Raw genomic sequence first — 12,371 nt, forward strand, 5'->3', positions numbered from 1 at the left:
CCTTACTATATGCTAACGTTTAAAATGAGCAATCAAAAAACCGCTGCGGGTTTTTGATTGGTCTCCTTTGATTTGTTAGTTTACAGCTGTTCTATTAACTTTTTAGCTGATATGCCAAAATCACTATCAGGTACTATCTCAAAATCCTTCAATTCATTTATCAATTTGCGTTTTAACTCTTTTCTTGCTTCATTAGACTCAAAAATGAAATGTTTCAAATCCATTTTTAAAGCGGTGGAATCTTGAAAATAGAAATCATATGCAATAGTTTCTAAAGTATTCTTCGCACATCCATTATTTGTAAATTTAATTGATTTATTATTTGTATCAGTTGTCTTTACTAAAACATTGGTGTCACAAGCTTGAGCAGACTCTTTTTTCAAAACCTTTGTGGCTTCTTTATCTAATACCAATGAAGCATTTTTGAACTGCAAAGCTTCGTTTATGCCCAGAAATGTTGCATTGGAACAAAACTCACTTGATACACAGAAAAAAACACTCTTCCAAATAATAAAATCACTTGTACCATCATCATTAAAACTTCTTAAGTTAAGTGGGAAGCCGTCAAAAGCAAAAGATTTTTTCATAATTGGTTCAATCACTGCAATTCTATGCTCATCAGTACCTTGCCCACCAGAATGCCCAGTATAGACAATTTCTGTTTTTCCGTCATTATTGATATCCTCTATACGCAGTATATCAATGCCATAAAAAGCATTAAGACTATCTATCAGCTGCCCATTTTGAAGAATTTTCAATTCTGTCTTTTGATATCCACAATTATCATCAGAATAGTATTTATCAAGAACTACATTATAAGGCAACTCTTTATGAAATATCTTTTCTGTTTTCATATGAGGATCACAAGGGTCATCAGCAATTAATGAAATAACAGTAAAAAAAAGTAAAAAAAATATTTTCACTGATTTATACCTTTATTTTGAATTTATGTACAAAAGAAACTAACGTTTGAAATGAGCCGATGAATTGCCCGCAGGGTAATTTATTGGCTCCACTGATTTGTTAGCTTTTAATGCCAAGCTCAGACATCAATTGAGTTCTGCATTTATCTACTGATTTTATTGCAGATTCATAACCTGATACTGCAGATTGGTCTACCGGATCATCTTCATTACCTGTCAAATGTAATTCCATACTTGAAAGCATGCCTATGGTTTGCGCTAATTCTGATAATGCATTTTTTGCATTTTCAGTTAAATACAATCCATGAACCATTTTAATTTTATCAATTGCAACACGATAATAATGGAAATGACGTTTTTCATCTATAGTATCTACATTACTCCAAACATAATGTTCATTTGGAGAACGTTCTGCAAGTTGTTTCCAACTATAAAGATTGATTTCCACTAGCAATTCATCAATAGCTGTTAATGATTCCAAGCTTTTGGCTTGAAATGATTGACGTAATGCACTTTTAACGTCAAGTTCAGTTTTGATTTTTTCAATATCAATAATATGATTTTTTTTAATACTTTCAATTTTTTCAGTAATTTGAGATATGTCTTCTTTAGTTGCAGTATTTTTTGCTTTTTCTTCTAAATATTTTGGGAAATAGTTTTTTTTAAAAATTGCTAAAAAAGAAATACCTATCAGTGCTAATATCTGTAATATTGTTATCAAAATTTCCATAGCATTCCTTTATAAGCTAACTATTTATTCAACGAACATTATATATCAATCAGTCTGATATTCTCAAATAAACGAACACAAAAAATGTTCGTTTATTTAATGAAAATGTTTTAAAATGCGATTTTTTTATTGTTTTATAGTCAGAAGCACTTAAATTTTTCAAATATCAATGACTATTTAAAAATATATTTGGCGTTATTTGAACATTTTGTCGTTTAATTGGCAGAAAAAAGTGTTAAATGGTCATTGTGTTGTTTAATCTTTAAAAATTTATAATGAAAAGTAGAAAAAGTGAGGCTACTTTTTATCTGCCACAAACTCATAGAATACTAGCAAATAACGTTATCTCTCTTTTTTACATGTAAAACCAAAACCCCATAAAATTAAATTTCCAAAACTAAAGTATTGACTTAAGTCATGGCTTTGTCTTTTTACTTAGTGATAGAATGACCTTGAAACTCAAATCAGGAGGTATCAAGATGTCGCTTTCAAGAAGAGACTTTCTAAAAACAACTGCCGCTGCGAGCGCTGCTGCTGCTGTAGGTATTAGCGTACCTAGCGAAGTAAAAGCTGCTAGTGCACAAGCTGAGGCTGGTTGGCGTTGGGACAAAGCTGTGTGCCGTTTCTGTGGTACCGGTTGTGGTATTATGGTAGCAACGAAGGACGGAAAAATTGTCGCAGTCAAAGGTGATCCAGCAGCTCCAGTGAATCGTGGGCTTAACTGTATCAAAGGGTATTTTAATGCTAAAATCATGTACGGAGCGGATCGTTTAAAAGAACCGTTGCTTCGTATGAATGACAAAGGTGAATTTGACAAAAAAGGTCAATTCAAACCCGTTTCATGGAAACGTGCTTTCGATGAGATGGAAAAACACATGAAAGCTGCCATGAAAGCAGGCGGTCCTGAAGCGATTGGTATTTTTGGCTCAGGTCAATACACCATTCAAGAAGGGTACGCTGCGGCAAAACTTATGAAAGCCGGTTTTCGTGCCAATGGTATCGACCCGAATGCACGACATTGTATGGCTTCAGCCGTAGCTGGATTTATGCAAACCTTTGGTATCGATGAGCCAGCAGGTTGTTATGATGATATTGAACTCACGGATACGATTGTGACATGGGGCGCCAATATGGCTGAGATGCATCCAATCCTTTGGTCTCGTGTGAGTGATCGTAAGCTTACAAATCCTGATAATGTCAAAGTTATTAATATCTCAACTTATACACATCGTTGTTCTGACCTTGCCGATGTTGAAATTATATTTTCCCCAAGTACGGATTTAGCATTGTGGAATTATATTGCACGCGAAATCGTATACAATCATCCCGAAGCGATTGATTGGGATTTTGTTAAGAAAAATATTGTTTTTGCAACAGGCTTTGCCAATATCGGTTACGGTATGCGAAGTGAAGCAGAAGCTAAAAAACTTGGATATTCTGATAAAGAGTTAGAAACCATTCGTAAAGAAGACGCTAAAGTCATTAGCGCAAAAGAAGCTCCAGGTCTTGCTCACTTAGGTGTTAAAGCTGGCGATACCATGGTAATGGATAAAGCAAGTGCCGCAGGTGCACATTGGGAAATCAGTTTTGAAGACTTCAAAAAAGCATTAGATCCTTATACGCTTGATTATGTTGCTAATATTTCTAAAGGTAACCCTGATGAGAGTATTGAAGACTTTAAAGCGAAATTACAACTTTTAGCAAATCTTTATATTGAAAAAAATAGAAAAGTCGTTAGTTTCTGGACGATGGGATTTAACCAACACCAAAGAGGAACATGGGTTAATGAGCAATCTTATATGGTTCATTTCCTTCTTGGCAAACAAGCAAAACCGGGTTCTGGCGCATTTTCACTCACAGGACAACCAAGTGCTTGTGGAACCGCAAGAGAAGTGGGAACATTTACACACAGATTGCCTGCGGATATGGATGTATCCATCCCAAAACATAGAGAAGTAAGTGAAAAAATATGGAAACTTCCTGCGGGTACTATTAACCCTATGGGTTACCAGCATATTATGAATATTCATCGTCAAATTGAGAGTGGAAAAATTAAATTTGCATGGGTGAATGTCTGTAATCCTTACCAAGATTCAGCCAATGCTGAGCATTGGATCAAAGCAGCGCGTAAAGCGGATAACTTTATTGTTTGTTCTGATGCTTATCCTGGAATTTCGGCCAAAGTATCGGATCTTATTCTCCCCTCTGCGATGATTTATGAGAAGTGGGGTTCTTATGGTAATGCGGAACGTCGTACGCAACATTGGCGACAACAAGTCTTACCAGTAGGCGATGCGATGAGTGATACATGGCAATGGATTGAATTATCAAAACGTTTTACTATCGCAGATGTTTGGGGAGAACAGCCAGTTAAGGGCGGAAAACTTCCCAATGTTATCGAAGCGGCAAAAGCAATGGGCTATAAACCAACCGACACTCTTTATGATGTTCTTTTTGCCAATGATTATTTCAAATCATTTAAATTGGATGACCCTATTGGAAAAGGCTTTGACAACACCGATGCTCTTGGCGATAGCCGTGGCGTAGCAGGAAGTGATGGCAAAGAATGGAAAGGCTATGGCTTCTTTATTCAAAAAGCATTGTGGGAAGAGTATAGAAAATTTGGTTTGGGTCATGGACATGACTTGGCTGATTTTGATACCTACCATAAAGTACGTGGACTTAAATGGCCTGTTGTTGATGGTAAAGAGACTCAATGGCGTTTTAACGCGAAGTACGATCCGTATGCGGCAAAAGAGAACAATGGCGAGTTTGCGTTCTACGGATTGGCGGCAAAAGCGCTTAAACGCGGTGACTTAACCAAGCCAACCTCCACGGAGACATATCCACTTAAAAACAAAGCGAAAATTTTCTTTAGACCGTATATGGATCCATGTGAAATGCCTGACAAAGAGTACGATACATGGTTATGTACAGGTCGTGTGTTAGAGCACTGGCACAGTGGTACAATGACGATGCGTGTACCTGAGCTTTACCGTGCCGTTCCTGAGGCGCTTTGCTATATGCACCCAGAAGATGCTAAAGCAAAAGGTTTCAAACAAGGTGATCTTATCTGGATAGAGAGTCGTAGAGGTTCTTGTAAAGCACACGTCGAAACCAGAGGTCGTAATAGAACACCTCGTGGACTTGTATTTGTCCCTTGGTTTGATGAGAAAGTTTTCATCAACAAAGTGTGCCTTGATGCGACATGTCCGATCTCTAAACAGACAGACTATAAAAAGTGTGCGGTAAAACTTTACAAAGCGTAAAGTGTTTTTGCCTCTAGGGTTTTGCCTAGGTGGTATTATAAAAATAAGTTAAGGTAAAGGATTGTCGTGAGCAATCAAGACCAAGAAAAAATCACGATCAGTGAAAGACGAAAATTTCTTTCACTCATGGCACAAAGTATCGGTCTTTCGGCACTAGGTGGTATGGTTTGGAGCGGGTATATCGCAGAGGCAAAGTCAGCACCGCTGATTTTAAGGCCTCCTGGCGCATTACTCGAAAAAGATTTCATGCGTTCTTGCATTAAATGCGGTCAATGCGTAGAAGCTTGTCCATACGGTACATTAAAATTGGCAAAACCAGGCGATACAAAGCCTATTGGGACACCGTATTTTATTCCAAGAGAGGTTCCGTGCTACATGTGTACGGACATTCCTTGTGTCCCTGTTTGTCCAACCGGTGCTTTAAGTAAAGAGCATGTTTCTATCATAAAAGAGGGTGCTAAAGAGCTTGATATTACAAAAGCCAAAATGGGACTTGCTGTAGTTGATATGGCTTCTTGTATCGCTTTTTGGGGTATTCAATGCGATGCATGCTATCGTGCTTGTCCTATCATGGACAGTGCGATTAAGCTGGAGTATCGAAGAAACCCACGAACGGGAAAACATGCCTTTTTAATTCCGATGGTAAACCATGAAGTCTGTACCGGATGCGGGTTGTGTGAAAGAGCGTGTGTCACTGAAAAACCAGCGATACACATTCTTCCTTTAGAACTTGCACAAGGAGCCATTGGGGCACATTATATTAAAGGGTGGGATAAAGAAGATGAGAAACGGCTGGAAGGCGTGAGCGAGGATGTGACAACACATACCAAGCGTAGCGAGAAAAAAGCGGTTGATTATCTCAATTCCAATGAGGGGCTGTTCAAATGAAAACATGGCTCATTCAACATCGTTTTTTAATAGCAAGACGCATTGTTCAGATAAGCATTATGGCACTTTTTATTGTTTCAAATATTTATGGGGTCAAGCTCCTTAATGGCAATTTAAGTGCTTCGATCATAGCAGGGACTATCCCTTTAGCGGACCCTTTTGCTATTCTTCAAATGTTTTCAGCAGGCGCTCTTGTAGCTTTTGATGTGCTTATTGGCGGGCTAATCGTGCTCTTTTTTTATATGGTTGTGGGCGGACGTGCCTTTTGTTCATGGGTCTGTCCGATTAATATTGTCACTGACACAGCAAATTGGGCAAGAAAAGTGCTTTATTTAGAGAAAGTTGAGCGTAAGATTTGGCTAGGTCGTACCGTGAGATATTGGGTATTAGCATTGTCTTTGATACTCTCTTTTTTCTCAGGTGTTGCGGCTTTTGAAATGATCAGTCCTATCGGTATGCTTCATCGAGGCATCATTTTCGGTATGGGCATGGGCGGAGCTGCCATCTTATCTATTTTCTTGTTTGACCTTTTTGCGGTTAAAAACGGTTGGTGTGGACACATCTGTCCTTTGGGAGGATTTTACTCATTAATTGGGCGATTGAGTCTTGTTCGTGTCAAACATGACCACACGAAATGCACCTTGTGTATGGAGTGTAAAGTGGTTTGTCCTGAAAAACAAGTCCTTGGCATCATCTCTAAAAGAAGTGGTGCTATCGTTTCGGGAGAATGTACCAATTGTGGGCGATGTGTTGAGGTGTGCGAGGGTGATGCACTCTCCTTTGGTGTGAGAAATTACATTAACACAAATGTAGGAGAAAATAATGATGACTAAAAAAATGTTGATAACACTCTCTTTGTTTGGAATTATCGTTGCGACTGGCTGTGCCGTATCGCAATCATATACTGAAGAAGAGCTAGGGCTAAGAAAAACGGACATCTATACAGAGAAGAATACGGTAGGGGATAAAACAGCATACTCTACCGTTGCTGCGGGCGAAGCACCGGTCATTCAACGTGCTTTTGAAAATGCACCGCCAATGATTCCGCACGATGTTGAGGGAATGCTTCCTATCACGAAAGACGCTAATTCATGTACAGGATGTCACTTACCAGAAGTTGCAGAGGCGGTCAAAGCGACTCCAATGCCAAAATCTCACTTCTTCGATATGCGAACGCAAAAAGTTTTGACAAGCATGAGTGAAGCACGTTATAACTGTACGCAATGCCATGCACCACAGTCCAATAACGAGCCATTGGTTAAAAATGAGTTTAAACCAGACTTTGTGAGTAAAAACGGTCAATCACGTTCAAATCTTTTAGATACGCTCAATGAAGGTGTGAAGTAACGATGTCTCCTAGCAGCAGACGAGCGGTGATACAGAATTTATTGGGTAAGAAAGACGCGAAAAAAATTACAAAAACGTTGTGTGTGCGTCCGCCTTATCATCATAAAGACTATGATTTTTCTTTAGTATGTTCCCAATGCAAAGATACGCCTTGCGTTGGGGCATGCGAAGAAAATATTATCACCCTTGATGCTGCGCATACGCCTTGCTTAGACTTCACAAAAAGAGGATGTACTTTTTGTGATGCGTGCGCAAATGCGTGTCCCAACGGTATCTTAGATATTACATGTAAAAGTGATTTAGACATCGGCGTAGAAATAGATATAATGGCATGCATGGCATGGCATCAGAGTTTATGTAACAGCTGTTTGGATGCGTGTCAAAGTAGGGCAATTCATTTTTTAGGACTTTTCCGTCCTAGTATTGAGCCAACACTGTGTACGGGATGTGGCAGCTGTGTTGGGATATGCCCAAGCGATGCTCTACGAATAAATGTTAAGGAGCGTTTATGCTATGGATGATGCTGTTGGTGTGGAGTACACTTCTTTTTAGCGCAGATATTTCGCCTCGCTCTATCATAGAAGCCAGTGGAAGCGTTCAAAGTATCGCTCTTGGCAAAGATAGCATTGTTGCTGGAACCAGCGCTGGGACACTCGAAGTGTATAAACTCAGTGATGCTACAAAACTAAGCTCGTTATCGTTTCCTCTTATTAAAGATTTTACGGGAGATGAAGTAGCTCCTAAAGTGTTTTCCGTGGATGTTCTTCCTTCTCAAACGTATTTAGCTGTCGTCCAAGCGAGCAGTGGCGCAAGAACACTTTATAGAATTGAAAACAACACCCCCAAAATAATCATTGATGCCTCCAAAAACTGGTTTATTACTAAGGCAAAATTTATTGATTCCAATCGCGTTTTACTGGTACTTTTAAGCAATGAACTGATTTTATGGGATATTAAAAACGCTAAAGCCTTATATAGAACACAACTCAATGCTTCACATTTTAGTGATTTTGCACTCAATGCGTCCAAAAGCTTGGTTGCTAGTTCGTGTGAATCGGGTGAAATTTCTATCGTGGATGTCGCCACGGGAAAAATCACAAAAGTGCTCAAAGGCGGCAATGTGGATAACGTCTATAAAGTCGATTTTCACCACAGCAGTGTTTTGTGTGCGGGACAAGATAGACGTGGCATTGTGTACGATGTTTCAACGGGTCTGTATGACCGTTTCGATGGTTCTTTTTTAATTTACGCAGGTGCGCTGAGTCCTGATGAGCGTTTGGGTGCTTTTGCGTTTAACGAACAAAACGATATCGTCATTTTTGACCTCTCTAAAAAAGAGCTTCTTTATACATTGCGCGGTCAAAAAAGTACTTTAAATAGCATTGTTTTTGCCAATGATAAACTGCTCGTGAGCAGTAGTGATGATAAATTTATAATGATTTGGAGACTCCCATGAATATTTCAAGTATCGTAATTCAAACAAAACCTATCTATGTTGATGAAATTATCGCGGTATGCGAAGCGTCCGATTTTTGTGACTATCACTTTCACGATACAGAAAAAGGCAAAATCATTGTCACCATTGAAGGTAAAAATATTGATGAAGAGATGGCAAAGATGAAGAAAATCGAAGCAATTGCTCATGTAATATGCGCCGATATGATGATGGCATACAGTGAAGATGAACTTGAAGCAGAGCGTGCAAAACTTGATAACGCTCCTAGCGTTCCGCCTGTTTTGAATGATGAGAAGATTGACCTGAAAGATATCGTCTATCGTGGTGATTTGAAGAAAAAAATTCATTAAGGATAAACATGCAAACAACGTATCAGATGTTCATGGAAACGGTTGTTCCTGCTGATGAACTTATCGTTTCACGCACGGATTTAAGTGGTAAAATCACTTATGCCAATGAAACATTTTCAAAAATTTCTGGGTATGAGATGGATGAACTGGTTGGAAAATCTCATAGTATTGTACGCCATCCCGATATGCCTCGCTCGGTCTTTAAAGAGCTTTGGGAAACCCTTCATAAAGGTGCGATGTGGAAAGGCTATGTTAAAAATATGCGTAAAGACGGCGGATATTACTGGGTCTATGCTGAAGTTTCGGGTGTCTATAAACAGGGTGAATTAGTAGAATACAAATCGCTTCGCACTCCCATTGACCAAGAAACAAAAGCGATGATGCAAGCGTTGTATGATGAGCGCAAAAAAACAGAAGAAAAGTGTGTGCGCGTTGTGACATACTTGCAAAGCCATCTTGTCGAAAAGATAGAAAAACTAGCTCTAGAAGAAAAACGTATGGGCGATGATATCATCAACGCTCTTTTAAACGACGCACTTTTATAATCTTTTTTTTGGATTGTTGTTTGACACACTTCAATCCTCTTCCTTCCTTTTATAATCCATTTTTTTAGTTCACAGCAGTAGTTTTATTAATACAAAAAGCTATCCTTGTTAATTTATACTTTTCTAATTAATAAAAGTATATTCTTATAATTATATTTAGTATAACTTATAATTAGGAGTGTAGATGGACGAGGTTATTGTGTGTGAACATAATAGAGTAAAATTTTTCCCTATCATGATGTATGCAACCGTGATGGGAATGAGTGGCTTAACGATTATGTATCAAAAAGCATCTCTTTGGTTAGGAATGAACCGAATGATAGGCAATGGATTAGCGGCTATTTCAACGGCCTTATTTGTCGTTATTTCCTTGATATATCTTAGTAAATATATCAAGTACGCACCTATGGTTAAAAAAGAATTTTCGCATCCCGTAAGGCTGAATTTTTTTGCGGCAATTTCTATCTCTATGTTGATGTTAGCCATTATTTACAAAGAGATGAATGTTAATCTCGCGGCAATTTTTTGGTACGCAGGAGCAGGGTTACACTTTTATTTAACCATGTACACAATCTCTTTTTGGATTAATCACAATCAAGAGTTAGATCATTCCAATCCTGCATGGTTTATTCCCGTAGTAGGGAACGTCCTTGTCCCTGTTGGGGGTGTTGGATTTGCGAGCCAAGGCATATTGATGTATTTTTTTAGTTGTGGTATTTTCTTTTGGATTATTCTGTTTGCTATTTTACTCAATCGTATTATTTTTCACCATCAATTAGCAGTGAAATTCATGCCAACGATGTTTATTCTTATTGCTCCGCCTGCGGTTGGTTTTATCGCTTACTTTAAAATGTATGGTGTAATAGATGTTTTTGCAACGCTTTTGTTTAACATCGCTCTTTTCTTTACGCTCTTAATCGCATTTATGTATAAAAACTTTGTCAAAATAAAATTTTTTATTTCATGGTGGGCCTTCGTTTTCCCGCTAGCAGCGATGGGAATTAGTGCGATGTTGATGTACCATGAAACCAAAGATACGATGCTTTTAATACTCTCTTATATGATGGTTAGCGTGACAACCGTTGTTATCGCGATTGTGCTTTATCAGACGATTATGCATATGCTTAAAGGCGAAGTCTGCGTACAAGAATAAGCACATTATCTCTCGTTTAATTTTATTTCAAAGGAAAATTTTGTGAAAAAAACACTATTTTTAGATCAATATCCAGTGCATTCACTGACATTAATGAAAGAAGAGCTTCAGTATAAACGTATGTCGCAAATCGTTGATTATTTTAAAGAAAAAATCAATGCAGACCCTGTGGCGCATTTTATAGCTATTTTTGACCATTATACTCATACAAAGGCTCTTGGAGGAGAAATAATGGAAGGACTTATAGATGTTCAAAATATTATTTTTTGTTTTGGGCAAGCAATACCTAATACAAAAATTATCGCTGTTCGTCCCAGAAGTATTGGTATTTGTGAATTTGAAGATCGCTTTGTGATTGAATTTATGGAAGCTCCCAAAGAAGAAATTCATACAATTATGCAACTGTGGACTAAGGCATTGATAGCCTAAAGCGTGGAATAGAGTGCAATGTGTATAGAAATGGATACACATAAGCACTCTAAAAATGGCATAGAATAAACTAACTCACACGATTTTGACTCACAAAATATCAAAATTCATTTAAAAATACTTGACATATGTTCAATAAAAAGAGTATTATTTTGGTCATATGTTCAGTAAAAGGATTAATGAATGATTGCAATACCGGTTAAAACGAATAAAGAAGAAGGTATTCTTGCTCCTCTTTTTGGGAAAGCAAAGTATTTTGCGCTTGTCGATCAAGCGGGTACATGCACGCTTCAAGAGAGTATGCACGATAATGGAATAAAAGTTGCCAAATGGCTTCATGATTTAGGGGTCAAAACTATTATCTTAAGTCATATAGGTGAAAAACCGTTTCATGCATGTTTGGAAAATCACATTGACGTTTATTTTGCAGGTAATGAACGAATAACACTCAAAGATGTCTTGGAAAAATTCCATGCGCACACATTGGACAAAGTAACGGTAGTAAATTATATGGCGCTTTTAGGCGAACACGAACATTCCCATGAGGGTGAAAGTCATCATACATGTTCTTGTTCTGAAACACATGCATAATAGTAAAAAAAATAAGGATACACAATGACAATCGTATTTCCAACAATGAAAGAAGATGGATTGAGCGCAAAGCGTGGTGCTCATTTTGGTAAAGCAAGTTTTTATACTGTTGTTGAGGTTGAAGAGGGAGCGGTTGCTAAAGTAAGCGTTCATAAAAACCCTGGACATGTTACAGGGGGTTGTGCGAATGCTGTTGCAAATATACAAGCTCTTGGGGCCGATACATTGGTTGTTTCAGGAATTGGCGGTGAACCTTTGAAAAAATTTTTAGGTGTTAATATAGCTGTCTATTTTGATGATAAAAATGCAACCGTTGAAGAAGCACTGAATGATTTTATCGCAGGAAAAACGCCAAAAATCAATCCAAATCATACATGTGCCCATCATTAAATCATTACATGTAAAAATAAAAGTATTATTTAAAAATTATTAACTAAGAATGATTATAATATAAAAAAGGTTTTAGTCTTGTGATTTATTTAAAAAAAATACTTCTTTTTTACAGTGATGGCTTTAAACGTATGCGTGTAGGAAAAAAGCTTTGGCTTATTATAGGCATAAAGCTTTTTCTTTTTTTTGTACTTCTTAAACTCTTTTTCTTCCCTCATATATTGAATACTAAATTTTCAAATGACCAACAAAAGGCTGATTTTGTTATGGAAAATTTGATCGAAAAACAAAGGTAATCTT

15 protein-coding genes are annotated in these 12,371 nt (G+C 37.6%); 13 read left to right on the top strand and 2 right to left on the bottom strand.

Translation table 11 applies throughout. The features are described from left to right. Positions 1-80: 80 nt before the first annotated feature. Both AC5SLP_RS03580 and AC5SLP_RS03585 read right to left on the bottom strand, forming a co-directional pair. Positions 81-923, bottom strand: a complete 843-nt coding sequence (locus AC5SLP_RS03580; protein WP_495253753.1) for a hypothetical protein — start codon at positions 921-923, stop codon at positions 81-83. A 100-nt stretch (positions 924-1,023) separates the two neighbouring features. Beyond that, positions 1,024-1,653 carry a hypothetical protein gene (locus AC5SLP_RS03585; RefSeq protein WP_495253754.1) on the bottom strand — a complete coding sequence of 210 codons (630 nt, stop codon included), beginning with the start codon at positions 1,651-1,653 and terminating at the stop codon, positions 1,024-1,026. Positions 1,654-2,132: 479 nt separating this feature from the next. Between AC5SLP_RS03585 and napA the strand changes: the two genes are divergently transcribed. From napA to AC5SLP_RS03650, 13 genes are all read left to right on the top strand, one after another. Continuing rightward, on the top strand, positions 2,133-4,922 hold the full coding sequence (gene napA / locus AC5SLP_RS03590; protein WP_495253755.1) for a nitrate reductase catalytic subunit NapA: 2,790 nt from the start codon (positions 2,133-2,135) through the stop codon (positions 4,920-4,922). Positions 4,923-4,988: 66 nt separating this feature from the next. Further along, a complete protein-coding gene (gene napG, locus AC5SLP_RS03595; RefSeq protein ID WP_495253756.1) occupies positions 4,989-5,810 on the top strand; it encodes a ferredoxin-type protein NapG in 822 nt (273 codons plus the stop codon). After that, on the top strand, positions 5,807-6,643 hold the full coding sequence (gene napH / locus AC5SLP_RS03600; protein ID WP_495253757.1) for a quinol dehydrogenase ferredoxin subunit NapH: 837 nt from the start codon (positions 5,807-5,809) through the stop codon (positions 6,641-6,643). The genes napG and napH overlap by 4 nt, the downstream gene beginning before the upstream one ends. Next, complete coding sequence (locus tag AC5SLP_RS03605; protein ID WP_495253758.1) at positions 6,633-7,157, top strand: nitrate reductase cytochrome c-type subunit; 525 nt, start codon at positions 6,633-6,635, stop codon at positions 7,155-7,157. The genes napH and AC5SLP_RS03605 overlap by 11 nt, the downstream gene beginning before the upstream one ends. Positions 7,158-7,159: 2 nt before the next feature. Further along, the gene (locus tag AC5SLP_RS03610) at positions 7,160-7,678 is read left to right on the top strand and encodes a ferredoxin-type protein NapF (protein ID WP_495253759.1); all 519 of its coding nucleotides are present in this window, start codon (positions 7,160-7,162) and stop codon (positions 7,676-7,678) included. Further along, positions 7,666-8,613 (top strand): WD40 repeat domain-containing protein, encoded by a 948-nt coding sequence (locus AC5SLP_RS03615; protein ID WP_495253760.1) that lies wholly within the window; start codon positions 7,666-7,668, stop codon positions 8,611-8,613. Before AC5SLP_RS03610 ends, AC5SLP_RS03615 begins: the two co-directional genes overlap by 13 nt. Beyond that, positions 8,610-8,963, top strand: coding sequence for a chaperone NapD (locus tag AC5SLP_RS03620; protein ID WP_495253761.1), 354 nt, complete (start codon positions 8,610-8,612; stop codon positions 8,961-8,963). The genes AC5SLP_RS03615 and AC5SLP_RS03620 overlap by 4 nt, the downstream gene beginning before the upstream one ends. A gap of 8 nt (positions 8,964-8,971) precedes the next feature. Next, positions 8,972-9,508, top strand: a complete 537-nt coding sequence (locus AC5SLP_RS03625; RefSeq protein ID WP_495253762.1) for a PAS domain-containing protein — start codon at positions 8,972-8,974, stop codon at positions 9,506-9,508. 184 nt (positions 9,509-9,692) lie between these two features. Then, complete coding sequence (locus tag AC5SLP_RS03630; RefSeq protein ID WP_495253763.1) at positions 9,693-10,661, top strand: SLAC1 anion channel family protein; 969 nt, start codon at positions 9,693-9,695, stop codon at positions 10,659-10,661. A 42-nt stretch (positions 10,662-10,703) separates the two neighbouring features. Next, a complete protein-coding gene (locus AC5SLP_RS03635; RefSeq protein WP_495253764.1) occupies positions 10,704-11,090 on the top strand; it encodes a DUF6858 family protein in 387 nt (128 codons plus the stop codon). Positions 11,091-11,273: 183 nt separating this feature from the next. Beyond that, the gene (locus AC5SLP_RS03640; protein WP_495253765.1) at positions 11,274-11,681 is read left to right on the top strand and encodes a NifB/NifX family molybdenum-iron cluster-binding protein; all 408 of its coding nucleotides are present in this window, start codon (positions 11,274-11,276) and stop codon (positions 11,679-11,681) included. Between the two features lie 24 nt (positions 11,682-11,705). Next, positions 11,706-12,071, top strand: a complete 366-nt coding sequence (locus AC5SLP_RS03645; RefSeq protein ID WP_495253766.1) for a NifB/NifX family molybdenum-iron cluster-binding protein — start codon at positions 11,706-11,708, stop codon at positions 12,069-12,071. A gap of 80 nt (positions 12,072-12,151) precedes the next feature. After that, positions 12,152-12,367 (top strand): DUF4492 domain-containing protein, encoded by a 216-nt coding sequence (locus AC5SLP_RS03650; protein WP_495253767.1) that lies wholly within the window; start codon positions 12,152-12,154, stop codon positions 12,365-12,367. The last annotated feature ends 4 nt before the right edge of the window (positions 12,368-12,371 follow it).

The sequence above is a fragment of the Sulfurospirillum sp. E15m genome (assembly GCF_059415145.1).